Below are 25,904 nucleotides of genomic sequence, written 5' to 3'. Positions count from 1 at the left end.
CGGTGCCCGCGCTACAGGGCCCTCAGCTCCCGAAGCGATCCAGGATCCAGCGGGTCATGCGGTCGAGCGCCACGGGAGCGATGGTTTCTTCGATCTGCGCATACTCGGAGGGCGCACCCGTGCCCGCCGTCTGGAACAGGTGATTGAGCCCGGGCAACTCCTCGGTGCTCACATCCGCGTTGCCGCCCGCGGCCAGTGCGCGTCCGATGGCCTCCAGGTTCTCTCGCGGTGGCACCTGCAGGTCCTTGGACCCGTTGATCGCCAACACGGGAACCTGCACGCGCCGGAGGGTCGGGACCGGATCGTACGCCAGGAAGAAGCGGAACCACGGGCTCGTGACCTGGGCGGCCTGAGCACGGAGGCTCTCGGGCGTCACGCCCGCAGCTTGCCGCTCCGACTCCGACAACGCCGCAGCACGTTGCTCCAGTCGTTGCCGCACCCGTTCCTCCAGCCCCTGTCCGTCCCGTGAAGCGGCGATGAGCTCGTTGAGCTCGCGCGTCGCCTCCACCGCACGTCGCACATCGGCGCTGGACGCCCCTCCGGCCTTCAGGATGAGCCCGGTCTGCAACTCGAGGATCTCGGAGCCCGGGATCCCCGGCCCCGCCATCATCACCACGAAGGCGACCGAGTCGTGATCCGCGGCCACGATCGGTGCGATCAGGCCGCCCTCGCTGTGACCGACCAGGCCGATACGGGCCGCATCGATCTCGGTGCGCGAGCTCAAGTAGCGCACCGCGGCAAGCGCGTCATCCGCGAAATCCAGCGAGGTCGCAGTGCCGAACGCACCCGTCGACTCCCCCACGCCACGGTCGTCGTAGCGCAGCACGGCAATGCCCCGGCGCGTGAAGTGATCGGCCAGGACGAGAAAGGGGCGATGCCCCATGAGCTCTTCGTTGCGGTTCTGCGGACCCGATCCGCTGATCAAGACCACGGCGGGAAAGGGGCCGTTCCCCTCGGGCAGCGTCAGCGTCCCGGCCAGCGTGACCTCGGGGCTTCCACCGGGCAAACGCACGTCCTGCGACCGGTAGGGGACGGGCTCGACCGGCTCCTGGGGTCGATGGGGCAGAGCGATGGGCTCAGTCGTGTGGCTCAGCACGAGCGGTAGGACAGCCCCGCCCTGCGACCAGGTGCCCTCCAGCCGCGTGCCGTCGCCGGCCAAGGTCCCCTCGTAGCGGCCGCGCAGCGACGGGATGTCCATGGAGACGGTGGCGCCATCGACACGCACGGCGGCGACCGGGATGCCCGCGACGCCCTGGTCAGGGCTGTCCAGCGTCGCGGCATAGCCGCCGGCCTCTCCAGTGACGTGGAAGACGATGCGGAGCTCGGTCGGCCCCGCCTGCAGCGTGCCCAGCCAGTCCCCGGCCAGCGAGGGCTGTTGCGCGGAGAGGAACGTGGATGTGGAGACGACTCCCAGAACGAACAGCAGTGTGACGCGCGGCATGGTGCCTCCTCTCAGCGACCGGTCTCTGCTCCTACGGGCGAGCCCTGCCTCTTGTTCACCGGGTCGCCGGCCGCTCCCCGAGCCAATCGCGTAGCGCCGCCGCAAAGGCCTGTGGCCGTTCGAAGGGGACGGAATGGCCGGCGCCCGGCACGACAGCCAGCGTGCCCTTCTTCACCGCCGCGACGAGCCGCGCGCCCACCGCCCGATACTTGGCATCGTGCTGGCCCACGACGTACAGCAGCGGCATCTCCAACGAATGAAGTCGTGGCCAAGCGGGTTCCTGGGCCCCCGCCCCGGCCCGCACCAGCGCGGCGGCCAGAGCCTCGGGCCGGTTGCCCAGGCGGGATTCCAGACCCCGCGCTTCGTCAGCGAGCCGGGCAAAGAGCGGCTGGGCCAGCCACTCCTCCAGGAAGGTGGGTAGACCGACGGAGACGATGCGCGCGGCGAGTGCCTCGTCCGCCCTCCGTCGGGCACTCCGTTCGCTGTCGGACTCGATGCCGGGGTGGGCACCGATCAGGACGAGCCGCTCCACCAGGTCGGGTCTTGCCAAGGCGACATGCAGCGCGAAGCGCCCGCCCATGGAGTAGCCGACCCAGGTCCCCTTCCCGCCTGCGGCCGCCAGTTGGGCGGCGCCATCGACCAGCCCGGCGGCCCGCTCGCCGGAGGCGCCGTGGCCGGGAAGGTCGAGCGCTTGGACGTCGAATCCAGCGAGATGCGGGAGCACCGGTCGCCACGAGGATGCGGACTGGGTGAACCCGTGGAGGAGGACCAGGCGCGGCCGCTCGGCAGCGGTGGCGGACCCGACGGAGTGTGGCATGAGCGGGCAACCTGGATCCGACGGCTGCCGACCTCAAGGCCCGGCCATTGGAAACGTGCGTTTCCACCAAGCCGTAGGGGTCGACACCGGGAACCGCGGGCACGGGGTTCCTGTACCCAATGCGGCGTTCGCGGCCTGACCGCGCCCACCCGCACCTCACCACGGACGAGCGAGCCTGATGAAGAACCGACTCCCCCTCCTCCTCACTCTGGCGCTGCTGCTGCCCCCCGCCGCGCGGGTCTCTGCGCAGACCTACGCGGGTGGTGCTCCGGCGGCCCAGGCCGGCTTCGGTGCCGCGCTGGCCATCTCGGGGCAGGACGTGTTGATCGGAGAGGCCGGAAACCGCCTGCGCTCGGGACTCGTGTACGTGTACCGCAAGCAGGGCGCCGGCTGGAGCGAAGGGGCGAGGATTCTCGCGTCGGACGCCGCCGACACGGACGGCTTCGGAGCGGCCCTGGCCGCGGACGGCTCCACCCTGGCGGTGACGCGCACCGGCGGAGCCGGCGCGGTCTATCTCTTCGAGCGCGCCGCCGACGGTGCCTGGCGTGAGGTCCAGAAGCTCGTCGCCTCCGACGCGGCAGAGGCGGACGGGTTCGGGGCCAGTGTGGCGCTCTCGGGTGAGCACCTCCTGGTAGGGGCTCCCCAGCAGAATACCCGCCGCGGCAGCGTCTACGCCTTCCGGCGCGGCGCGGACGGTCGCTGGGCCGAGATCGGGAAGCTGGCCGCCTCGGATCTGCGCGCGGCCGACGGGTTCGGTGGACAGGTGGCGCTGCACGGGAGCGAGGCCTTCATCTCGGCGCCGCTGCGCGAGCAACAGTCGGGCGCCGTGTTCCGCTTCGGCTTCGAGGGCGGTCGCTGGAGCGAGGTGGGAACCCTTCCGATCGACGGGCTCGACCGCGGCGTCCGCTTCGGGAGCGCGCTGTCGGCCCGAGGCGATCGCCTGCTGGTGGGTGCGGCCCGCGCCGCCGCTCAGGTGGGGACCGTCTACGCGTTCGTTCGCTCCGCGGACACGGGAGAGTGGGCGCAGGCCGGGCAGCTTCTGCCGTTTCTGGCCGCTCCCCGCGAAGGCTTCGGCGGGAGCGTCGCCTACACGGGTGACGAGATCTGGGTCGGATCGCCCGGGAGCTCGGGTGCCCGCGGCGCCACCTACGTCTACCGCCGCGGTGCCGGGGGCGACTTCGATCAGGTCTCCAAGCTGACGTCCGGTGTCGATGCACGGACACAGTTCGGCGCATCGCTGGCGGTCGGCGAGGGTGTCGCTGCCGTGGGCCTGCCCTCGGCAGACTACGGGCTCGGGCGAGTGGCCATCCTGGAGCGCGCGGCGGGTGGCGACTGGACGTCCCAGATGCTGATGGGGGAAGAGGAGAACTACGGGCGCGTCGCGGGCGCTCAGGTGGATTGCGACGACGACGCTGCGAGCGCGTTCGGCTGCAGCGAGGTCGACCTGCTCTCCTTCATGCCGGTAGGCGAGCTCGGGGGCGGACGCGGCGTGCACCTGAACGACATCTGGGGCTGGACCGACCCGGAAACATCCCGCGAGTACGCGATCGTCGGCCGCATGGACGGCACCGCCTTCGTGGACGTCACGGATCCGTTCAACCCGGTCTACCTGGGGAACCTGCCGCTGACCGAAGGCGCCAACCCCGCAGCGTGGCGCGATATGAAGGTCTACCGGAACCACGCCTTCGTCGTCTCCGACGGCGCCGGGGACCACGGCATGCAGGTCTTCGACCTGACCCGGCTCCGCAACTTCGGGGGGACTCCCCAGGTGTTCGACGAAGATGCCCACTACTCGGAGATCCACAGCTCGCACAACATCGTGATCAACGAGGAGACAGGCTTCGCCTACAGCGTAGGCAGCAGCATGGGCGGTGAGACCTGCGGTGGCGGACTCCACATGATCGACATCCGCGATCCCAAACATCCCACGTTCGCGGGCTGCTTCGCCGATCCTCAGACCGGCCGCGCGTCCACAGGGTATTCCCACGATGCCCAGTGCGTCGTCTATCGCGGACCCGACAGCGAGCACGAGGGCCGGGAGATCTGCTTCGGAGCCAACGAAACCGCGCTGTCGATCGCCGATGTCACCGACAAGAGCAACCCGGTCGCCCTCTCGCGTGCGTCCTATCCCAACGTGGGCTACTCCCACCAGGGGTGGCTCACGGCGGACCACCGCTACTTCTTCATGAACGACGAGCTCGACGAGCTGCAGGGCTCGGTACAGCAGACGCGGACCCTCATCTGGGACGTCAGCGACCTGGACGACCCGCAGTTGGTGAAGGAACACTTCGGGACGCAGAAGTCGAGCGACCACAACCTCTACATCCTGGGCAACCGGATGTATCAGTCGAACTATCAAAGCGGGCTGCGCGTGCTCGATATCTCGGACGTGGAGAACCCGGTCGAGATCGGGTACTTCGACACCGTGCCGTACGGGACCAATGACCCTGGCTTCGGGGGTTCCTGGAGCAACTATCCGTATTTCAAGAACGGCGTGGTCGCGGTCACGAGCGGATCGGAGGGCCTGTTCCTGGTCCGTCCTCGCAGCCGACCGGTGTTCTAGGCGGTATAGGGGTGCGGGTGCCAGCTCCATGCTGGCACCCGCGTCGCACGAGCAGTGGCGCTTCAGACGATCTCACAACCTCGAGTCTTCCATGCCCGGCTTCTCGAAATCGACCGCCCTCGGCGGTGTCGCCCTGGTCCTCGCGGCGTGCGCGGCGGCGCCCGCGGCGGGCTTCAACCCCCCGCCGCAAGACGCTCCGGTCTATGCCTACGTCTGCAGCCAGGACGAGGCGATGGTGACGGTCATCGATCTGGCGGCTCGAGAGGTCAAGGCCGAGATCCATCTCACCGACCTGGGGTTCACCCCCAACGCCAAACCGCATCACGTGGCGGTGGAGCCGGACGGCTCGTTCTGGTATCTGTCGCTGATCGGGGAGAACCGTGTCCTCAAGTTCGACCGCGACAACAACCTCGTCGGTCGCGTCGACTTCGAGGTGCCCGGCATGCTGGCGCTGGACGCCCAGTCGCACCGACTCTACGCGGGCCGCTCCATGAGCGCGGTGAATCCCCCACAGCGCTTGGGCGAATTCGATACCGGGAACATGCGCTCGGATGAGCTGGACGTCTTCTTCCCTCGCCCGCACGCGCTGGCCCTCTCGCCGGACGGGCGGCGCGTCTACACCGCCAGCCTGGCCGAGAACCAGCTCGGTACGCTCGACATGGAGACCGGTGACTTCGAGCTGACCAACGTCGAGGGGGGACACGGCGAGCACGGACACATGATTTCCCATTTCGGGATCTCTCCGGACGGTGGAACCCTGGCGGCCACCACGGAGATGACGGGACTGATCCTGTTCTTCGACCTCTCCGGCGACGGTCTGCCCAAGTTGCGCAGCCAGATGGAGCTCGGGCAGCGACCCTGGCTCCCGGTGTTCTCCCCCGACGGCCGGACCCTCTACGTGCCCCGCAAGGACGCCAACGCGGTCGACGTCGTCGACGTGGCCACGCGCTCCGTGCGAACCTCGATCCGACATCCCGCCATTTCCGAACCCCACGGCGCCGCGCTCTCCCCGGACGGTCGCTGGCTGATCGTCACCAGCAACAACACCAAGGGCGGATATGCGTCCACCCGACGCAGCGAGAAGGGTGGAGGACCGGTGGGCACGGCCGTGATCATCGACACGCAATCGAACGAGGTGGTCCGGGCCTTCGAGGTCGGCGCCAACCCCACAGGGGTCGGCGTGCGCCCCCGTTCGTGATGCGAGGTCGTTGCAGCGGGCACGCCGCCGCCGTGGCCGCGCTGCTGTTCCTGTCAGGCTGCGGCGGCGGGGCGCCCGGGGCCGCGGTGCGCCCGATCCCGAGCGGACCCCTCCCCGGGGCGGAGGATGCCTGGGTGCGCGTGGTGGATGCCTTCCCCGTACGCGACGGGCTGGGCGAGCTCATTGCCCATCCATTCCTGGGCGGCTTCGACGTGCCGCGCCCCCAGCTTGCCGATCTCGACGGCGACGGCGACCTCGATCTGTTCGTGCAGGAGAGGACGGACGAGCTGATGTTCTTCGAGAACATCGGGTCCGCGACGACGCCACAGTTCGCATGGCGCTCCGACCGCTTCCAGGACATCTCCGTCGGCGAGTGGACGCGTTTCGGAGACTTCGACAACGACGGCGATCTCGACCTGCTGACGGAGCTCCCGTACAGCTACCTGCGATACTACGTGAATGAGGGCACCGCCACCGCACCGCGATTCCGCATGCATGCGGACTCGCTGCGGGACCCGGCCGGGGAGCCGATCTTCTCGGATCGACAGAACATCCCCAGCCTGGCCGACATCGACTGTGATGGCGTCCTGGATCTATTCCTCGGGCGCGTGGACGGAACCGTGCGGCGCTACGAGCAGGAGAGCGACGCGCCGCTCTCCTTTCGCTTGATGGCCGATCGCTTCGAGGACATTTCCATCGTGGCCCAGATCGGATCACGGCACGGTGCGAACAGCATGGCCTTCGCGGACCTGGACGAGGACGGCGACCTCGACCTGATCTGGGGAGACTTCTTCGAGCCTGGCCTCCTGTTCATCGAGAACACGGGCACGTGCCAGAGCCCCGTGCTGCGCTCGGAGCCCATCCCGCTCCCGGCCCAGGACACCGTCTCGACCTCGGGCTACAACGTCCCCGTCCCGGTGGACCTCGACGCGGATGGAGACCTCGACCTGCTGATGGGCGTGCTGGGGGGTGCCTTCAATCCCAGCCGCACGGCAGCCGCCAATCTATACTTCTACGAGCGGACCGAACGGGGACTCACCCTGCGCACCCGCCAGTATCTCACGCAGATCGACGTGGGAAGCGAGAGCACCACTGCGCTGGCGGACGACGACGGGGACGGAGACCTGGATCTGTTCGTGGGCAACAAGTTGGACGCCAGCGCCAGTGACCGCTCCAAGCTCTATCGATTCGAGAACGTGGGGACCTCCTCTCGTCCCTCGTTCCAGGTCTCCGACACCCTCGACCTCGGTGCCCACTACCACCTGATTCCCACCTTTGCCGACCTCGATGCGGACGGCGACCTCGACCTGGTCGTGGGGACGTGGAGAGATGGCGTGCAATGGTATCGCAACGACGGGACCCGCACCGAGCCCGACTACGTGACGCCGGACACCGCCATCGCCACGCTCACGCGTGGCAGCAACGCGACGCCCGCGCTGGGGGATGTCGACGGCGACGGGGACCTGGACCTCATGGTCGGAGAGTCGTCGGGCGAGTTGAACTACTACCGCAACGAAGGCACTCCGGCGGAGCCTCGCTTCACCCTCGTGTCCGACCGCTTCGGGGAGATCGACGTCGGGAGGCGCAGCTTCCCGGTCCTGATGGACCGCGACGGCGACGGGGACGTAGACCTGCTGCTGGGCGCCGAAGACGGTGCGGTACGCCTCTTCGAGAATATCGGAGGTGAGCGGTTCGTCGAGGACCCCGACTTCAAGCTCCAGTTCACGCCCTTCAGCACCCCGACCTTGGGCGACCTGGACGGGGACGGTCGCGAGGAGCTGATCACGGGCGGCTTGAGCGGCGGCGTCTTTCTGTACAGGCGGCGCTGACCGGGGACGCGCGCTCCCCGACCGGGCGGCCTGCGGTCAGGGAATGAAGCGGATACGCACGTGACCGGCGCCGTCCTGCCAGGGAATGGGGGCGAACGTGATCACCTGACGGTCCAGCGTCGTCACCACCAGGGGAACCACCACCTCGGGCAAGCGCACCACGGTCGGAGGCGAGGGAGCACGTAGCGACTGCAGCGCGAGGTGGCCGGCGGAGCCGCAGCCCGCTGCCACCACCACCGCCAACAGATCCAATCTGGTCAGGGCCATGGAAGCCTCCCGAAGGCAGGTATGCCCTTGGGATGCGTCGGGTGCGTCCTGGGGTTGCCGGCCCTCGCTCTCGGCGGACCTGAGCGCCTCCCGCTACTCCAGCGACTGGCCCGCAGTCCGGATCACCCGGTGCACGGCGGCGAAGTTGGCGGCCTCCCCGAACTGCTCGGCCTGTTGCCGGGCAGCGATTCCCATACGCGCACACACCCGCGGGTCCTGAAGCACGCGCAACGCCTCGCAGAGGTGCTCCAGGTCGTCGGGGGCCTCCAGAACGAAGCCATCCTCCCCCGGACGCACCACCTCGTGCGCTCCGGCCCAGCGGGTCGTCACCACAGGAAGTCCGCAGGCCATCGCTTCCAGCACCACGAACCCGAAGGCGTCGTGCCAGCTGGGAAACACCAGGGCATCCGCCGCGGCATAGGCGCGGGTCACCGGCACGACGTCGCCCGCCACCACCACCTGCTCCACGAGCTCCGCACGCTCCACCCAGGAGCGCAGGTGCCGGCGTTGTGCTTCTCCGGTCCCCCGGCCGGCGACCAGCAGCACGAGGTTCTCCGCATCCGGACCCAGGCGGCTCAGCGCCGAGATCAGCTCGGGGAGTCCTTTTCGGCGGAAGTTGTGCCCGACGAACAGCACACAGAACGCATCGGCGGAGATCCCGAAGCGGGCGCGCTCCCGATCTCGATCGGCCCGGCGCCGCTCGGGGGAGAACTCTGCGAGGTCCACGCCGTTGTGGATCCGGTGGATCTGTCGCTCGGCGATCCCGTAGTCGGCCTGAATGGCCTGGGCCATGACCTCGGAGATCGCGACCACGTGGGGCACAGGCGAGCGCTGCCGGTACCAAGCGCGCTCCGTCCGGCGCTTGGAGATCTCCCAGGGCGTCTGGCGTGCCAGCGCATAGCTGGCGCGCAGAAGCGGGTTCCGGATCGAACGCAGGTTCTGCACGCCCTGCCGGGTGCCGTATCCGGGCCGGAGCACGTGCATGGGCAGACCCGCATACGCACGCGCCCGCTCCGGGTTCGCGAAGAATACATCGAGCCCGAGCGCGCGCACCTGCGTTCGCAACGCGCGCCCGGACAGGCCGCGGAGGTCGTGTACGGTGCGATTCGGGTGCGGCACCACCCCCTCGGCGCTGCTCTTCAGCGAGAGCACCTCCACCGTCTCCCCTCGATCGGCAAGCCAGGTGGCCAGGCGCCACAGGTAGCGCTGTTGTCCTGCGGACGCCGCCACGGTGCGGATGTCGATCCCGATCCTCATGTCGAGCGTCGCTGCGGGTGCATCAGGGGTGTCCTCTCGAAACGACAGCAGCAGGGGAGCGTATGGCCATCAATGGCAGGTAAGCACCCGGGACGCAAGCAGTTCCGTGATGGACGCTCCCTGGCCTCCCTCCTGCCCCTGACAGCCGTTGGTCCTCCGACCGGCCGCATCCTGCGCCCTGGACCGAGGCCTCCCGGTCGCACGTCCGGGCTTTCACCCCAGCGGGATCCGATCCCGAAGGAGAACACATGCTCCATCTTCGTTCGCTGCTGGCCTCGATCGCGGTGTGCGGCATCCTCTGTTCGGTGGGGCCGCAGCTCGTGGACGCTCAGGTCCACCGCACACAGGTCTCGGCCAATCCGTTTCTGCTGCTGGCCGAGTGGTACAACCTGGAGCTCGAGCACTCGGTGACGAAGGCCAGCTCTTTGGCGCTGTCCGCGTCGCGCCTCGACGTGAGCGATGACCGCTACTCGAGCCTGAGCCTCGAGTACCGATACTACCCGTCCGGCGAAGCTCTACGTGGCTTTCACTTCGGCCCCCGGCTCGGCCTCTTCGTCGTCGATGACACCACGGACGACGACGCGGCCGGTGGGTTCGGCTTCGAGGTGGGGTACAACTGGCTCCTGGGCGAGCGCGACAACGTGCTCATCGGCCTCGGGGTAGGCGTGAACCGCCTTTTCGGGGAAGACCGCGCCGATGGCGGCTTGCTGCCCAGTGTTCGCCTGCTGAACATCGGCTGGGCCTTCTAGGGAGCCGACCCGTTCCCCCGTGCGCCGCGGGCGGGCCACCACCGTGGTGACCCGCCCGCTCACTTCCACAGGGTTCTACCCAACCCTCAGGCGGTCCCGGGCCTCAGGCCCGTTCGGAACGCTCCCACCGGCTCGGGCTCCCGCTCCGGCGCCCGCTCCGGGCTGGAGCGGCTGGTCGGTCCCTCCCCTTCCGGCGCAGCCTCCGGGGTCGCCACGTAGTGGCGGCGGAAGAACCTGGAGAAGTCGTCCACCAGCGAATACATCACGGGCACCAGCACCAGCGTCAGGAACGTCGCGAACAGGATGCCCGCGATGACGGCGATGGCCATGGGGCCCCACCACGCCGCCTGCTCACCGCCCCAGTAGAGCTCGGGGCGCAGGGCCGTGTAGAGGCCGATGAAGTCGAAGTTCAGGCCGACGGCAAGCGGCACCAGGCCCAGCGCCGTGGTAATCGCCGTCAGCAGCACCGGCCGCAGGCGCGTCTTGCCCCCTTGAACCAGCGCTTCCCGTCGGTCCATCCCATCCCGCTCCCGCAGGATGTCCACATAGTCGATCAACACGATGGCGTTGTTGACCACGATTCCCGCCAGGGAGATCACGCCAACGCCGGTCATGATGATCCCGAAGGGCATCTGGAAGAACACCAACCCGAACAGCACACCCGCCGTCGACATGATGACCGACGTCAGGATGATCACCGGCTTGACCACGGAGTTGAACTGCGAGATCAGAATGAAGGCGATGAGGGCCAGGGCGATGAGGAACGCCGCACCCAGGAAGTCCGCCGCCTCCTCTTGATCCTGGTTCTGCCCCGTGTACCGCATCGAGTAGCCTGGCGGGAGCGTCTGTTCGAAGTCGGCGAGGGTCGTGCGAACCTGCGCGAGCACGGCGTTCGAGTTCAGGCCCGAAGCCACATCGGCCGAAATGGTGGCCATGCGGTCCATGTCCTTGCGTCGGATGGACCCGTACCCCTCGCCCACGGTCCAATCGGCCACAGACGTGATCGGCACCTGCTTGCCGTCCGCCATGATCGTCAGGTCGTCGAGCGAGTTCAGCTGGTCACGGTACTCGGGCGCCAGCCGCACCACGATGTCGTATTCATCGTTGCCGGTCCGGTACTTGGCGGCCTCGATCCCCTGCACCGCGCCCCGTACCGCGTTGGCGACGTCGAACGTGGTGAGCCCGTAGAGCCCGGCCTTCTCCCGGTCCACGGCCAAGGACAGCTCGGGGCGGGCCTCGTCCAGATCGCTTTCCAGGGCCACCAGCTTCGGGTAGACCGGCGCATTGCGGAGGATGCGCAGCACCTCGTCCGACAGCTCCTTCAGGCGCGCGGGCTCCTCCCCGATCAACTCGACGTTGACCGGAGGGCCCGATTGCGGGGCGCCATCCTGTGGCGCCTCCACGGAGATCTCCGCGCCCGCCACATCCCGTCCGAGCTCGGACTGCATCGTCGCCAACAGCTCGAATCCGTCGTGCTTGCGCTCCTCGAAGTCCACGAAGCTCATGGTCACACGGGATGCATTGGGCCCACCCGGCCCTCCACCCATCGGATTCCCACCGCCACCCCCGCTCCCCGTGGTCGTGACGATGGACTCCACGTCGTCCATCAAGCCCGCCACACCCGGCAGCTGTCGCTCGATGCGCTGCGCGATCTCGTCCGTCGACTCCGCCAGCGTGCCCACGGGCGCTTCCATGTTCACCGTGATCTGCGCAGGCGGGATGTCTTCCGGGAAGAACTCCACACCGCTGTTGAACATCCCGAAGACTACGAACGACAGGACCAGTACCCCGGCGGCCGAGAACAGCATGCGCAGCCGGTGATCCAGGGACCAGCGCAGCGCCGATTCGTAGCGATCGGCGATGCGCGGCAGGGCCGTGAACTGGAACCACTGCCCCACGCTGTCCAGCAGACGGGTGTGCACGAGATAGAGCCCGACACCGGTCGCAGCCAGCAGCACGGCCGTCAGCGGATTCATGGCTGCGATGACGAGGCCGCTCAGCACCAGAGCCGCCACGATAGTGAAACGCGCTTCGCGTGTCATGGGCGCGCGCGGCTCGTCGTCCAGGCGCAGATAGACGGCGCACAGCGTCGGCACGATCACCAGGGCCACGAACAGCGAGCTACTCAGCGTTACGATGAGCGTCAACGGGAGAAACTTCATGAACTCGCCCGTCATGCCGGGCCAGAACATCATGGGCCCGAACGCCGCCAGCGTGGTCGCCGTGGATGCGATGACCGGGACAGCCACCTCCCCCGTCGCCTTCTTGGCCGCTTCCTTCTTGTCCCACCCTTCGGTCACGTACCGGTAGATGTTCTCCACCACCACGATGGCGTTGTCGACGAGCATCCCCAGGGCCAGGATGAGCGAGAACAGGACCACCATGTTCATGGTCACGCCGACCAGCTTCAGAATCAGGAAAGACAGCAGCATCGAGGTCGGGATCGACACGGCCACGAAGAGCGAGGTCCTGAGTCCCAGGAAGAAGAGCAGCACGCCCACGATGAGAATGAGGCCGGAGATGATGTTGTTCTCCAGGCTGCTCACCATTTCGTGGATGTCTTGCGACATGTCGGAGGTGATCTTGATCACCGTGGTCGGCGGAAGCCCGGGCTCCATCTCCGCGATGACCTCACGGACGCTCTCCGAGGTCTCGATGATATTGACTCCGGACCGCTTGATCACATCGAGCGTGACCACCGGATTGCCGTCGAGACGAGCGAACGATTCCCGCTCGGCAAAGCCGAAGTCCACGGTGGCCACGTCACGGACATAGATCGGTCGCCCGCCCACGGTAGTGACGACCAGGTCCGCGATCTGGGCGGGATCGTCGAATTCACCGTCGACGCGCACCAGATACTTGCGATCACCGACATCGATCGCGCCTCCCGGGATATTGACGTTCTCCCAGCGGATCGCATCGACCACGTCGTTGAAGGTCAGGTTGTAGTACTGGAGCTTGGTCAGGTCGACCTCGACCTTTACCTCCCGCTCCAGGCCGCCACGCACATCGGCGCGCAGCACCAGCGGAAGCTGCTCCAGCTCGTCTTGCAGGTCCTCAGCAATCTCCTTGAGGCGGACGAGCCCGTACTCGCCGGAGAGGTTCACCTGCATCACCGGCACTTCCGAGAAGTTGAACTCGATGATGGACGGCTCTTCAGCGTCCGCCGGCAGGTCCGCTTTGGCCAGATCGACCTTCTCGCGCACCTTGGCCAGGGCATCGTCCAGGTTCACATCCGTCTGGAACTCGGCGATGATGCTGGAATAGCCCTCCACCGACGTCGAAGTGAGATCCTCGATGTCGGAGATCGTGTTCAACTCCTCTTCCAGCGGCCGCGTCACCAGCGTCTCCATGTCCGCCGGCGAGACACCAGGGTAGATGGTGTTGATGGCGATCATGGGGATCTCGATCTCCGGAAATGACTCCTTCGGGATCGAGCGGTAGGACATGATTCCCGCGATGGCCACGATCAGGAAGAGCATGAAGACGCTCGTCCGGTGTTCCACGGCGTAGCTGGTCAACCCGAATTCCTTGTGGGTGTCCGGCTGCCGCTGCTGGCTCCCCTTCCCGTTCTGACTCATGGACCTCTATCGTTGGCCGCGCAGTGCGGCATGCGTTCCAAGGTTGTGCGGGGGCTGCTGATCACGTTTGCGGACCGTTGACGATCCGGATGCGATCGCCCTCGGCCACCTGCTGCTGGCCGACCACGATCAGGCGGTCGCCGGCCTGAAGGCCGGATTCCACGACGACCCGGTTCTGTTGCGAGGCTCCGATCTGGACCTCTCGGCGGCGCGCGAGAGTCTCGCCGCCTTCGTCCACGGCGACGAAGACCACGTACCCGTCTTCAACCCGAATCAGGGCCTGCTGCGGCACCACGATCGCATCCTCGACGCGGGCGCTGCGGATCGCGACGCTCGCCACCATCTCCGGCTTGATGGCCTCGTCCCGGTTCGGGACCGTGAACTCCACGGGGAACGTCCGGTTGCCGGGGTCCACCGCCGCGCCCACGTAGCTGATGGTCCCGGAGAAGGAGCGCCCTCCCAAGGCATCGAAGCTGACGGCCACCGAGTCTCCTCGCTTCACGTTCAGTGCGTAGCGTTCGGGAACGCCGGCGCGCACCTTGACGGGATCGAGCTGGAGGATCCGCGCCACCGGAATGCCCGGTGAGACCATACTGCCGATCTCTACCATACGATCGTCCAGGATCCCGGCGATCGGCGCCCGGATCATGGTGCGGGCCAGGCGCTCTTCGAGCGCGCGCAGGCTGGCCGCGGACTGCTCGGCCATGTACTTAGACTCCAGGTAGGCCAACTCGGACCCGACCTTGTCCTGCTCGTAGAGGCGCTGGCGTCGCTCCCAGGTCTCCTGGGCCAGGCGGGCCTGGGCCCTCGCCTGCTCCACCTGGGCCGCCAGCACCGCGTCATCGATCTTGGCGATCGGCTGAGCAGCCGACACCCGACGCCCCTTCTCCACCAGGAGTTGGCGGATCACTCCGCCCTCTTCTGCGGAGATCTGGACGTCGCGGTTCGCCTCCACGGTGCCCGTCAGACGGATCTCCTCGTCGAACGCCGAAGCCGCCAGAGCTGCGACCTGGACGTTGATGATGCGCTGGAATCCTGGCGTCTCGTTCGCGCCGTCGTTGGCGCCCGCTTGCGCCTGCCCACCGCACCCCACCAGCAGCGCCGCCAACAGGCCGGCAGAAAGCGCAGCGGCGCGCTTCACCTCTATCGTCATCGGGTAGCCCCCGTCTCGGTTGTCCATGCTGTGCTCGTTGTTCATGCGCCCGCCTGGGTCTCGGACCCGTCCACTCCCGGCACGTTACCGACTGCCTCGTCGAGGCGGGCCCGGGCCACCAGGTAGTCGTAGACCGCCTGAGCGTAGTTGAACTCGCTCTGTCGCAGCGCGACTTCGGAGTCGGTCAGTTCGATCTGGCTGCTCAAGCCCTCGCGGAACTGGGCGCTCGCGATCTCGAACCCGCGGCGGGCCTGCGTCACGGCCAGGCTCTGGCCGCGGGCCCTCTGCCGCGCTTCCCCCACCTGCTCGGCCAAGGCCACGACCTGACTGCGGGCCTGATCGGCCATCAGCCGCGTCTGGGTCTCGGCCTGGCGCAGGGCCGCCCGTTTCTGATCGATGCGCGCATCCCGGCGAAACCCGGTGAAGACCGGAATCGAGACGCGGACACCGGCCAGCGACGACGTCGCGCGCTGCAGTGGCCCGCTGCCGAAGAAGTCGGGTCGCCCGTTTTGCTGCGCGTTGACCGAGTACGTCCCGAAGAGAGAGATCTCGGGCAGATACTCCGCCTGCTCCAAGCGCATCTCCGTCCGTCGCAGCGACTCGGTGAACTCCGACTGGCGGAGGTCGGAGCGCGCGTCCAACCGCGGCTCCACCCCTCCTGCCGCCAGACCCATGAGGTCGGCATCCCCGATGCCGGTGAACGAGAGGATCTCCCGATTGGCCGGCGTGTTCGCCGCGACGTCATCGAGGTCCATCTCCGCCAACGTCCCGGTGACCTCCACCGCCTCCGGCGCCGCCAGCGCCAGCTCGACCGCCAGGGCGCGCCGATCGGAGCGCACCTGGTTTTCGGCCCTCAGGAGATTGGGCTCGAGATTGGCCAGTTCCACCTCGAGACGCAGGACGTCGTATTCCGAGGCCAACCCGGCGCGGTTCAGCGCCCGGGTCTCGTCCAGGGACTGACGCACCCGACGTACGGACTCCGCCGTGAGCCGCCGCTGCTCCTGCGAGAGCAGCAGGTTGTAGTAGGACGTCCGGATTCGGGTGACCACCGACTGCCGCTGACCTCGGACCACTTCGCTCTGCAGCGAGCGATAGCGGGCGGCTGCCCCCACACCCACGAAGACACCGGCCCGGAAGAGCGGCTGATCCACCGTGAGTGAGGCGGCCCAGGAGTTGTCCGCGCCGAACTGGACCTTGATGTAGTCGTCCGCGCCCGCGGTCGGATCGAAGATCTGCGCCGGCAGGAACGACACCGCGGGTTGCAGGTTGCGCGTGTAGTCTGCGCTGGCGCTGATCTGCGGATACACGTTCGACCACGCTTCCGCGACCTGCTCGTCGGCCACCCGGTATCCGAGATCCGCCACCTCCAACTCGCGGCTGCGCTCGAGCGCCAGGTCGACAACCTGCCGGATCGAGAGGGGCTCCGCGCCCGGAGCACTCTGCCCGAGCAGATCCCGCACTCCGAGGAACAGGGCGGCCGCCGCCGTCGCGCTCAGCACCAGCAGCACGAGCGCCCGCTCGCGCAGGGTGGCGTGCGGGGCGGCCTTTCCGGCGGAGGGCACTCCCCCCAGCCGCGACTCTATGTCCATCCGTGGGTTCTCCACGTGTTGGTGTTCAAGGGTTGCTACAGATCCGTCCTGCCGTGCGGGCAGGTCCTGCTCCTCCACCACCACCCGACCTCACCTCCGTGCGCGGGTCCGTACGTCGACGGACACCCCGCGGTTTCACTTGGGTTTACGTTGTTCACGACGTGTTCGAACCGTCAGCTCGCCCGTCGCGCGCCTTTTCCGTTTCGCTCTCCCACCACCGGGGCCTCGGCCTCCGCGTCAGCGTGGGCCCTCCAACTCGGACCTCCCAGCCCCGCGAGAAGCCGACGGGACGATTCGACGAAACGTGACACCAGATCTTCACCTCCGAGTACCGGACAGATGCCCCGGAGATGGATGGTCACGAACCCGTGCGCATGCGCCCACAGAGTCAGCCCCACCGCGTCGGGATCCCCCTTGCAGAGGATGCCCGCCTCCATGGCCTCGCGCACCCGGTCCTGCCAGAAACGCCCTGTAGCGGCAGCGACTTCGGCCACCTCGAGCGGCAGCTCGGAGAGTCCCAGGTGGTGGGGGGAGACATAGAGCATCTCGTACATCTCCGGATGCTCGCTGGCGAAGCTGAGATACTCCCGGGCGGCGCGTTCCAGGCGCTCGGCGGGGGTGTGTCCCTGCAGGGCGCGATAGAGGTATTGGGCCTGGAGCCGGTGGGCCTCTCCCATCATCGCGACCAGCACGCCTTCGCGGCTGCGGAAGTGGCGGTACAGGGCGGGGGCGGTGACCCCCACGTCCTTGGCCAGCTTGCGCATGGAGAAGCCCTCCAACCCGTCTTTCAGGTAGAGGTCGCAGGCGCAACTGAGGATCTTCTGCCGCTGACTATCACTCATGTTAACAATGTAAACATCGCAGGAGGGCCGATTCAACGGTGCAGGCCATGACCTGACCTTTGGCAGGTGAACATACCTCACCTACGGGGGGGTCCTCCCGCAGGTTTCCGGCCATGGGGAGCCGGGCCTGGCCGCAGCGGGCCGGCCGGCGGCGGGCCGTCTCAGGCGCCGGGCTCGACCGTGGCCTGGAGGATCCGGTCGCCCACCTGCAGCCGATCGACGACGTCCATGCCGGCGACGACCTCGCCGAACACCGTGTACGCGCCATCCAGGTGGGGAGCGCTCCCCTGCATGAGGAAGAACTGGGAGCCTTCCGTGTCGGGGCCGGCCGACGCCATGCCCGCCGAGCCACGCAGGAACGGACGGAGCCCCGGCTCCGTGCGAATCCGGTAGCCGGGGCCACCGAGGCCGTCCCCCCCGCTCACGTCACCGCCCTGGGCCACGAACACCGGAACGACCCGGTGGAAGGGAGTGCCGTCGAGCGCCCCTTGCGCGGCCAACGTGGCCATGGACTCCACCGTGAGGGGTGCAGCTTCCATGTCGAGCCGCAGGATGATCTCCCCCCGCTCGGTCTCCAAACGGAGCCGAGGCTGCCGACCCCAACGCCGGGCCGCGGCCCAGTCGAGGGCGCGGCGGGCCGGCAGCTGGGGAGCGAGGCCCGAGGGGGCCGGCACTCCCCTGGCCTCGAGAGCCTCCAGGACCGCGGACAACTCGATGGCCCGATCCACGGGGTCGAGGCCACGGGCCACGCGCGCGAGGGCCTCGTCCGCATCGCCCCCGTGGAGCGCGGAGTCTGCCAGCAGGGTGGCCGCCCCCACTACGGCCATCCGCCGTCCGCTGTCCAGAGCGTCGATGAGTCGGGGGCGCAGACGCTCCAAGCGGGCCGGGTCCCGTCGGTCCACGGACCAGCGGTTGCCCAGGGCATCGAAGGCCCGATCGGCCATGGCGCCTCCGGCGTCGAGGGCCTCCAGAACGGCAGCGAACCCGACCTCTCCTGGATCGAGGGCCAGCGCCGCCAGGCCGGTCGAACGCTGCTCGGGACCGTCGTCTCCGTATTCGGCGAGCCAGCTCCGTACCCTCTGCGACCGATCTCGGGTGGAGAAAGCAGCCAACAGAGGGAAGGCACGGTGGAGGTCGCCGGCGTGCGCCGTCAGCGCGGCCTCCATACGGGCCAGGTCCTCGTCGCTCGGGGCGGCCAACGTGGACACGGCAGTGGCGGCGGCTTCACCGACGTGAGGCGACTCATCGTCGATGGCCACGAAGAGAGCCTCCCGCACGCGCGGATCGTCCACGCGCGGCGTCAGCCCCACGGCGGTCAGGTAGCGCAAGCGCCAGTCCGAGGCCTGTTGCAGCCAGAACAGCATCCGCGGCGTGTCGCTCGGGTCGCTCACCCGCGACAGTCCCGTCAGCAGGGGTCCGGCAGCAGGGTCGTCGGGGCCGTACCCGTCCAGCGCGTTCCGTACGTCGGCGACCCACGCCCTCCAGGGCGCGGCGGAGACGAGCCGCCCGAAGGCCCAGGCGGAGCTTTCCCGCACCGAGGGATCCACGTTCGTGAGTCCGGCGAGCAGGCGTTGGAACGACTCGGGCGTCGCCATCCCCTGCACCGCCAGGCGTCCGAGGGCCAGCTGGTACGCCGCTAGACGGGAGCGCTCCGGCGCGAGGGCCAGCAGCCCGTCCAGGGCACCGCGCCCACCGGACTGACCGAGCGCGTCCAGGAGCCGTCGGGCCACAGGCTCCTGCGACTCCCCGGCCAAGGCGCCCAACAGGTCCGGGGCCAGCGCGGGGTCGTGCAGCTGTCCGAGTGCGAAGGCCACCGCTTCCCGCACATCCCGGTCAGGATCGGAGAGCCCCCGCAGCAGCGCCCCCCGGGACGACGGGTCCCGCGCGCCCGCCAGTCCCAGCGCCGCACGGCGTCGAACGGCCGCGTCCGCGGCGGACAGGGCCTCGATCAATGCGGGTACGTCGCGCTCCAGCGCGCGATCCACCACGCGTTGCAGGTCCTCGCGTTCGAGCAGGCCGTCCGTGCTTCGATCGTTCAACCCCGACGCGCAGCCCGCCAGCACAAGGCACACGAGACCCGTCTTGCAGGCCGCTCCGGAGATCCTCCGCCCTCGCCGCATCAGGCGCCGTCCGCCACGGGCACCGAGGCGGAGGTTCGAGACAGGCGTACCGCCCGCTCCAACGGGTCGAGCGCTTGCAGGATCTTGTTCCGCAGCCGTGGCGGATAGGCTGGATGGGCAGCGAGGAAGCGTTGCACGGCCTCGGCGGCCTCCTGTGTGTTGTGCCCGTCCAGGACGGCGTTCACCCAACCCCCGGGAAAGAAGATGTCCCCGGTGCGCTGCACCTCTTCGAGGAGATCGAGCGCCGGGGTGATATAGCCCAAGGCGTTCTCCTGGCGCAGGGGGTGGTTCAGATAGCCGAGGGCCTCCAAGACCCAGGGCTCATGTTCACGGCGCGACGGTTGAGCCAACGAACTGAAGAAGCTGTCGCGCGCCTCGGGGTCGTCACTGAGCGCGTCTCGCACGAACGCAAAACGCTGCTGGCGATCCGGATTGGTGATGCGGCCGGCCTCGGCGTCCAGCAGCGCCGGCCACCCCTCCACCTCGCGCACCGCCAGCTGAAGGGCAATACGCGTCCGATCGTTCTCCGACACCGGTACTCCCGGCACCTCGCGCGCCCCACTCCACAGCCCCCGCAGGAACTCGACGCCTTCGGTGGTGGTCGCCACCGTCACGAAGGTACGCAGCGCGGTCGCTCGCAGCGTGGCGGGGTCTCCGGAGCGGATGCGGCTGGTCAACGCCCCTTCCACCCGGGACGCCCAGCGAGACCGCTCGGCCGGCGGCAGGAACCGCCAGAACGCTTCACTCAGATCGTTGGCCAACCGCGCGAAGATGAGCTCGTTCTGCTCCGCTGCGATTCCCTGCACCAACAGGTCGAGCAGACGGTCGCGCTCCACCCACCCTTCGAGGGCCGCGTCCCAGATCGTCAGCCAGGCGGTTCCCCGCAGCACGGGATCGGGCAGCGTGAAGACCTGGGCGAGCAACACCTCGAGCGAGCGATCGTCGAGTCGAAACAGGCCGTAGGGGATGCCGCTGGCCATGGGGAGGACGTACTCGACGCTCTCGCCGACCTCAACGCGGGCCTCCGGCCCGTCCAGCGGCACCTGCAGCATCCGACCCCCATCCCGCGCGCCGGCCCATACGTCGAGGATCTGCGGCCACACCCTTCCTTTCCCAGCGGGGTCACTTTGCGAAAGGTCCAACGAAGTGCCGCTGCGTTCGACCGCGACGGTGGGTCGTCCCGGTTCTTCCACCCACACGTGACTCCAGCCCACCAGATCCTCATCGGTGCGCTCGTCGAGGATCCCGATCAGATCGGACCAGCGGGCGTTGGAGAAGCGAAAGCGGTCCAGGTAGGTGCGCAGCCCCTGCTTGAAGGACTCGTCCCCCATGCGCCGCTCCAGATGCTTCATGACGATGGGCGCCTTCTGGTAGATGATCGGTCCGTACAGCGTGCCGGCCTGGTTCAGGTTCTCCAACGGTTGCAGGATGGGATTGGCCCCCGGCGTCCGGTCCACGGCGTAGGCCGCGGGATGGTGGGCCAACACGAAGCGCAACGCATGATCCACCTGCGGGAAAGAAGGCTCCACGATCTTCGCCGCCATGAAGTTCGCGAAGACCTCCTTGAGCCAGACGTCGTCGAACCAGTCCATGGTGACCAGATCGCCGAACCACATGTGTGCGGTTTCGTGGGAGATGACGCTTGCGCGGCCCAGCAACTGCCCCTGCGTGGGCACCTCGTCGAGCAAGAGTCCATCGGCTCGATAGAAGACCGCCCCGGGATGCTCCATCCCCCCGTACTGAAACGCCGGCACCGCCACGAAGTCGTACTTCTCGAAGGGATAGGGGATGTCGGTGTACTTCTCCAGCGCCAGCAAAGCCCGCTCGTGCAGCGCGAAGATCGAGTCCGCGTTGTTCTTCACCTTGGCGGCATCGGTTTCGCGGTGGAACATGCGCATCGTGCGCCCGGCGCGGCTCTGGGACTCCACCTGGAAGCGCCCGACGGCAAACGCGAACAGGTAGGTAGAGATGGGCGCGGTCTCGGAGAAGCGCAGCGTCGAACGCGTCTCGTCGTCGCGGCGCTCCATCTCGCTGCCGTTGGCCACGGCCTGCCAGCCGGAAGGGATCTCCAGCTCCAATGAGAGGCGCGCCTTCAGGTTCGGCTGGTCGAAGAGCGGGAGGGCGAAATGGGCGCGGTCGGGGACGAAGAGGGTGTAGAGGAAGTCGTCGTTGCGATTGAGCGAGCCGTCGCCAGCGACGAAGGTCACCGCGACCCTGTGCGTCTCTCCCGTCCGCAGTCCGTCACCGGGAATCCGGATGTGGTCGGCCACCAGCTCGGGCACCACCGGGACTCCGTCGAGCTCCACGGAACGCACGCGCTGCGACGGCTCGGTGAAGTCGAGGATGAGCGGCTCCCCCTCCGTCCCCGACCAGCGGAACGAGACCTCGATGCGGCCCGTGAGGGGAGAGGCCCGCTCGGCGGGCACCGAGAGCCGCAGGTCGTACCGCACATCGGAGAGGGTGCGATGCCGCAGGTCGGCGAGCTCGCGCGAGATCCCGGGCGCGACCCACTCGGGCGACGCCTGCCTGCCCTCAGCGCAGGCCGTCAGGAGCGAGGCACCGAGCAGCAGCATGGATCCACAACGGTTCATTCGTCGCCCTCGCGGGGTCGCGGATGCCCGGCCTCCACCACACGGCCGAGTTCGAAGGCGTGCAAGGTCGGGTCGCGGGAAGGCGTCGACAAGCCGGGGAACCGTGGAACCGCTTGACGCCCCCTTCTCCGCCCCCGCACCGTTCCCGGTGCCCAGCGATTCCCCGCCCCAGCCCTTCCGCCCGGCCTCCGGCGCCGGCGGCCCGCACGCCCAGACCCTGCTGGGCAAGCTGCTCCGACCGACACCGGCCTTCGCCACCCTGCGCGAAGTCTGGGAGACCCCCGACGGCGACGTGGTGACGGTCGATCTCGGGCCCGGAGCCCTCGACTCGCAACGACCTCTGGTGCTCGTCCTGCACGGCTTGGAGGGGTCCTCCCGTCGCAGCTACGTGCGACTGCTCATGGAGGCCCTGCGCGAGCGGGGGATCGCCTCGGTGGCACTCAACTTCAGGGGCTGTGGCGGGGCTCCCAACCGCCTGGCGCGAGCCTACCACTCCGGCGACAGCGAGGAGCTGGCCTGGGTGGCAGAGCGGCTGCGGACGCGCTTCGCCGGCCGCCCGCTGGGGGCCGCCGGATTCTCACTGGGCGGCAACGTCCTGGCCAAATACCTGGGCGAAGTGGGCACGGCCTCGGTCTTCCGCGGCGCGGCCGTGGCCTCGGTTCCCTTCGACCTCGACGAGGCGGAGCGGTGGATCGACCGTTCCGGCATCCGGCGGATCTACCGTCGCTACTTCTTGAGGTCGCTCAAGGAAAAGGTCGAGGCCAAGCGCCACCTCCTGGAGCCGCAGGTGGTGGCACGGGTGCGGGCCGCCCGGACCCTCCGTGCCTTCGACGACGCCCTCACCGCCCCCCTGCACGGGTTTCGCGACGCCACCGACTACTACCGGCGGGCCAGCTCAGGCCCGCTGCTGGCCGGAATCGCCATCCCCACGCTCGTGCTCCACGCCGCTGACGACCCCTTCCTTCCGGCGGCTGGCCTGCCTCTGCCGGCGCTGCGAGCCAACCCTGCCGTGGACCTGCGGCTCCCCGCCCAGGGGGGTCACCTCGGCTTCCTGGCCGGATCCCTGAGACGTCCGCTCTGGTGGGCAGAGACGAACATGGCCATCTTCCTGGCCCGAGTTTTAGGAGACTCAAAAACCCCGACATCGCCCGAGATTCGGGCACGAAACCCGACATAAGTCTGGTTGACGGCCCGAGGCCGGGTTGGTAGGGTGGTGATTTGGGTTGGAGGGCGCGAGGGTCGTGCCTGGTCCACAATCGTCACCCCCGGGACCATGCGGACGTCGGCCAAGGCGGCGTCGGCACCCAAGTGGAGGAGTACGCGCATCATGAGGACCACGGGTACCGTGAAGTGGTTCAACGACAGCAAGGGCTTCGGCTTCATCGCGCCTGAGGGCGGCGGCGACCGGGATTGCTTCGTGCACTACTCCGCAATCCAAGGCGACGGCTTCAAGAGCCTCGCCGAAGGGGAGCGGGTGGAATTCGACTTGGTCGAGGGGCCGAAAGGGCCGGCGGCCGAGAACGTGGTTCGCCTGGGGGCCTGAGGCAGGCGTCCCCGGATCGACGTAGCGCTCCGGGCCCTGCCCGGAGCGCTACTCCACTTCCAGCCGGTAGGCGCGACCCACCCAGGTGGACGCGGCTTCGCGCTCCAATCCCTCCCGCAGGACCTGGCCCAAACGGGTGACGGTGAGATCGAACACCGGAGTCCGGCTCCCCACCACGCCCTCCCCGATCCGGTTCTTGAGCTCGCTGCGCGAGACGCGGATCACCGCTCCCGCAGAGTCACGGAACCAGACGGCCGCGTGATCCACCAGCCCCAGGGCCAGCTCGTCTTCCAGGGATTTGAGGGTGCGCACCAGAGCGTCGATCGAGCACCCGGAGGGCGGCTCGCTGGCTTGATCGACAGCGACGAGCAGGAAGCGACCCTCGCGCCAATCGCGTGCAGCGCGCAGGGGATGCCCATGTGCACGCCAGTCGTCCAGGAAACCGTCCACCACTTCGAGGAGCCGTCGCTCCTCCGCCGCCGTCAGGGGCCGGTCGGTCCCGAAGGCCCACAACCGTGACGAATCGGGCATCGACGCCCAGGCATCACGCGGCATCCGTGGTCCCCGCGCGGGTGGTGAGGGAGGGCGTGGCGGCCGGCGTGCCCACCACCGGCGCGGCCGGCTCCGGCCGAGACCCGCCACGCGAGGTCCGGGCCGGCGGACTCTTGTCCAACAAGACCGCGGCCCATTTCAGATCCTGCGTGTTCTCGAGCATGATCTTCATCACCATGGTGAGCGGCACTGCCAGCAGCATCCCCACCGGGCCCCACACCCATCCCCAGAACAGCAGCGAGAGAATCACCACCAGGGAGGACAGGCCCAGCCGGCGTCCCAGCAGGGTCGGCTCGATGAAATTGCCGAGTACGACGTTGATCACGAGGTATCCCACGGCCACGAGCGCGGCGTGTCCAGCCGAGTATTGGATCAGGGCCAGAAAGACCGCGGGCACGGAGGCCAGCACGGACCCCACTGTGGGGATGTAGTTCAGAACGAACCCGATGAGCCCCAGCAGCACCGGGAAATCCAGCCCCGACGACCAGGCCCACAACCCGATCAGGATTCCGGTGGTCAGGCTCACGAGCGTCTTGATGCCGAGGTAGTCCTGAACCTCTTTGACGGTCTTCTGCATGCGCCCGCGCGGGCCGACGGGCTCACGGCGGAAGATGGCCCTGAACTTCTGCGGGAACACGGTGGCTTCGCTCAGGATGAAGACCAGGATGATCAGGACCAGGAAGGCGCCCGAGACCACCGAGGCGGCCCCCTGCAGGGCCGATCCGATGAACGCGAACACGGAGCTGGGATCGGGCGACAGTTGATCCGGAATCGGCACGTTGCGCGATTGGAGGGCATCGACCCAGGTCGCCCAGAGCCCACGGAAGCGACTCGCATACAGCAGGTAGCGGTCCTGGAAGTCGCTGACCGACTGGATGGCGAGCAGCACCACCAGACCGAAGACGGCTGCGTTCACCAGAACGGTGACCGCGACCGCCAGGAAGCCCGGCACCTTGCGCTTGCGGAGCCACAACAGCAACGGAAGGGAAAGGACGGTCAGGAACAGCGCCAGGGCGAACGGAACCAGGATCGGCGCGGCCACGCGCAGGCCGCCGACCACGACAACCAGACAGGCACCCAGCAGGAGCGCTCGCGCCCCCGGGTGCCCTTCCAGCCACGGTCGATCAGACCCCGATTCCCTGCTCATGCTCAACGTTCCGTCGCGTTACGGGTACGGTGTTCCCAATACCTTGCTTCAGCACGAACGATCCCGCGCCATGGCCGAAGACCAGCCCCCCGAGACCTCGCCCACGCCCCCGCCCCCGGACGACTCCGCGCTCCTGGACCAGTGTCGCGTCGACACCTTCCGGGCGGGTGGCAAAGGGGGTCAGCACCAGAATCGCACCGAGTCCGGCGTGCGCTTGGTGCACGTCCCCACCGGGCTCGTGGTCACCTCGCGCACCCACCGCAGCCAGAGACGCAATCTCGAGGCCGCGCTCGCGGAGCTCCGTCGTCGCCTGGAGGAGCGCGCCCGTCCCCGCAGGAAACGCGTGGCCACCAAGGTGCCTGCCGCGGAAAAGGCTCGCCGCCTGGAGGAGAAGCGTCGGCGTAAGCGCACGAAGGACATGCGCCGCCCCCCCGAGACGGACGGCTAGGAAGCGCTGCCCCCGTCGACAACGGGAGGGACGGCGGCGCCTCCGGGTCCGCCCGCTGCTGCGCCGTCAATGGGCCCGGCAGGACTCGAACCTGCGACCCTCGGATTATGAGTCCGGTGCTCTAACCGACTGAGCTACGGGCCCCGATTCATCGCCTGCAAAGTACCGTTGGGCCTCGGCTTTGACACCCCCGAGGCAAGGGTTAGCTTCGGGCGAC

The 25,904-nt window shown here is 68.3% G+C and carries 19 protein-coding genes and 1 tRNA gene; 7 read left to right on the top strand and 13 right to left on the bottom strand.

Features of this window, described 5'->3' with window-relative positions; translation table 11 throughout:
* Window positions 1–22: 22 nt before the first annotated feature.
* A complete protein-coding gene (locus R3E10_01075; protein MEZ4414324.1) occupies window positions 23–1,441 on the bottom strand; it encodes an alpha/beta fold hydrolase in 1,419 nt (472 codons plus the stop codon).
* 55 nt (window positions 1,442–1,496) lie between these two features.
* Window positions 1,497–2,258, bottom strand: a complete 762-nt coding sequence (locus R3E10_01070) for an alpha/beta fold hydrolase (GenBank protein MEZ4414323.1) — start codon at window positions 2,256–2,258, stop codon at window positions 1,497–1,499.
* Window positions 2,259–2,436: 178 nt separating this feature from the next.
* Between R3E10_01070 and R3E10_01065 the strand changes: the two genes are divergently transcribed.
* From R3E10_01065 to R3E10_01055, 3 genes are all read left to right on the top strand, one after another.
* Window positions 2,437–4,821 (top strand): choice-of-anchor B family protein, encoded by a 2,385-nt coding sequence (locus R3E10_01065; GenBank protein ID MEZ4414322.1) that lies wholly within the window; start codon window positions 2,437–2,439, stop codon window positions 4,819–4,821.
* Window positions 4,822–4,912: 91 nt separating this feature from the next.
* Window positions 4,913–6,019, top strand: coding sequence for a YncE family protein (locus R3E10_01060; protein MEZ4414321.1), 1,107 nt, complete (start codon window positions 4,913–4,915; stop codon window positions 6,017–6,019).
* Window positions 6,019–7,848 carry a VCBS repeat-containing protein gene (locus tag R3E10_01055; GenBank protein ID MEZ4414320.1) on the top strand — a complete coding sequence of 610 codons (1,830 nt, stop codon included), beginning with the start codon at window positions 6,019–6,021 and terminating at the stop codon, window positions 7,846–7,848. The genes R3E10_01060 and R3E10_01055 overlap by 1 nt, the downstream gene beginning before the upstream one ends.
* Window positions 7,849–7,884: 36 nt before the next feature.
* On the opposite strand, the gene R3E10_01050 is transcribed toward R3E10_01055, so the two are convergent.
* Window positions 7,885–8,115: a hypothetical protein gene (locus R3E10_01050; protein ID MEZ4414319.1), complete on the bottom strand. Its 231-nt coding sequence runs from the start codon at window positions 8,113–8,115 to the stop codon at window positions 7,885–7,887.
* Window positions 8,116–8,208: 93 nt separating this feature from the next.
* Window positions 8,209–9,372 (bottom strand): glycosyltransferase family 4 protein, encoded by a 1,164-nt coding sequence (locus R3E10_01045; GenBank protein ID MEZ4414318.1) that lies wholly within the window; start codon window positions 9,370–9,372, stop codon window positions 8,209–8,211.
* A 248-nt stretch (window positions 9,373–9,620) separates the two neighbouring features.
* Here R3E10_01045 and R3E10_01040 point away from each other — a divergent pair, with 248 nt between their 5' ends.
* On the top strand, window positions 9,621–10,121 hold the full coding sequence (locus tag R3E10_01040; protein ID MEZ4414317.1) for a DUF3575 domain-containing protein: 501 nt from the start codon (window positions 9,621–9,623) through the stop codon (window positions 10,119–10,121).
* Between the two features lie 86 nt (window positions 10,122–10,207).
* Here the strand turns inward: R3E10_01040 and R3E10_01035 are convergent, their stop codons facing one another.
* The 6 genes from R3E10_01035 to R3E10_01010 form a co-directional block, all read right to left on the bottom strand.
* A complete protein-coding gene (locus tag R3E10_01035; GenBank protein ID MEZ4414316.1) occupies window positions 10,208–13,702 on the bottom strand; it encodes an efflux RND transporter permease subunit in 3,495 nt (1,164 codons plus the stop codon).
* A gap of 61 nt (window positions 13,703–13,763) precedes the next feature.
* Window positions 13,764–14,900 (bottom strand): efflux RND transporter periplasmic adaptor subunit, encoded by a 1,137-nt coding sequence (locus tag R3E10_01030; GenBank protein ID MEZ4414315.1) that lies wholly within the window; start codon window positions 14,898–14,900, stop codon window positions 13,764–13,766.
* The gene (locus tag R3E10_01025) at window positions 14,897–16,444 is read right to left on the bottom strand and encodes a TolC family protein (protein ID MEZ4414314.1); all 1,548 of its coding nucleotides are present in this window, start codon (window positions 16,442–16,444) and stop codon (window positions 14,897–14,899) included. The genes R3E10_01030 and R3E10_01025 overlap by 4 nt, the downstream gene beginning before the upstream one ends.
* 173 nt (window positions 16,445–16,617) lie before the next feature.
* Window positions 16,618–17,286, bottom strand: coding sequence for a TetR/AcrR family transcriptional regulator (locus tag R3E10_01020; protein MEZ4414313.1), 669 nt, complete (start codon window positions 17,284–17,286; stop codon window positions 16,618–16,620).
* A gap of 161 nt (window positions 17,287–17,447) precedes the next feature.
* Complete coding sequence (locus tag R3E10_01015; protein ID MEZ4414312.1) at window positions 17,448–19,406, bottom strand: peptidylprolyl isomerase; 1,959 nt, start codon at window positions 19,404–19,406, stop codon at window positions 17,448–17,450.
* Window positions 19,406–21,997 (bottom strand): M1 family aminopeptidase, encoded by a 2,592-nt coding sequence (locus tag R3E10_01010; protein ID MEZ4414311.1) that lies wholly within the window; start codon window positions 21,995–21,997, stop codon window positions 19,406–19,408. Before R3E10_01010 ends, R3E10_01015 begins: the two co-directional genes overlap by 1 nt.
* A 148-nt stretch (window positions 21,998–22,145) precedes the next feature.
* On the opposite strand from R3E10_01010, the gene R3E10_01005 reads away from it, so the two are divergent.
* Together R3E10_01005 and R3E10_01000 are read left to right on the top strand one after the other, a co-directional pair.
* A complete protein-coding gene (locus R3E10_01005; protein ID MEZ4414310.1) occupies window positions 22,146–23,174 on the top strand; it encodes a hydrolase in 1,029 nt (342 codons plus the stop codon).
* A 150-nt stretch (window positions 23,175–23,324) separates the two neighbouring features.
* On the top strand, window positions 23,325–23,540 hold the full coding sequence (locus R3E10_01000; protein MEZ4414309.1) for a cold-shock protein: 216 nt from the start codon (window positions 23,325–23,327) through the stop codon (window positions 23,538–23,540).
* Window positions 23,541–23,588: 48 nt separating this feature from the next.
* Here the strand turns inward: R3E10_01000 and R3E10_00995 are convergent, their stop codons facing one another.
* Window positions 23,589–24,095, bottom strand: a complete 507-nt coding sequence (locus R3E10_00995) for a hypothetical protein (GenBank protein MEZ4414308.1) — start codon at window positions 24,093–24,095, stop codon at window positions 23,589–23,591.
* Entirely contained in the window at window positions 24,085–25,239 is a 1,155-nt protein-coding gene (locus R3E10_00990) for an AI-2E family transporter (protein ID MEZ4414307.1), read from the bottom strand. Before R3E10_00990 ends, R3E10_00995 begins: the two co-directional genes overlap by 11 nt.
* A gap of 70 nt (window positions 25,240–25,309) precedes the next feature.
* Here R3E10_00990 and R3E10_00985 point away from each other — a divergent pair, with 70 nt between their 5' ends.
* Window positions 25,310–25,687, top strand: a complete 378-nt coding sequence (locus R3E10_00985) for a peptide chain release factor-like protein (GenBank protein MEZ4414306.1) — start codon at window positions 25,310–25,312, stop codon at window positions 25,685–25,687.
* A 70-nt stretch (window positions 25,688–25,757) separates the two neighbouring features.
* Here the strand turns inward: R3E10_00985 and R3E10_00980 are convergent.
* Window positions 25,758–25,831, bottom strand: a tRNA-Ile gene (locus R3E10_00980).
* Window positions 25,832–25,904 lie beyond the last annotated feature (73 nt).

The sequence above is a fragment of the Gemmatimonadota bacterium genome, from assembly GCA_041390105.1.
Taxonomy (GTDB): Bacteria; Gemmatimonadota; Gemmatimonadetes; order Longimicrobiales; family Gaopeijiaceae; genus JAGQIF01.
This window is presented reverse-complemented; position numbering and strand designations above follow the sequence as displayed.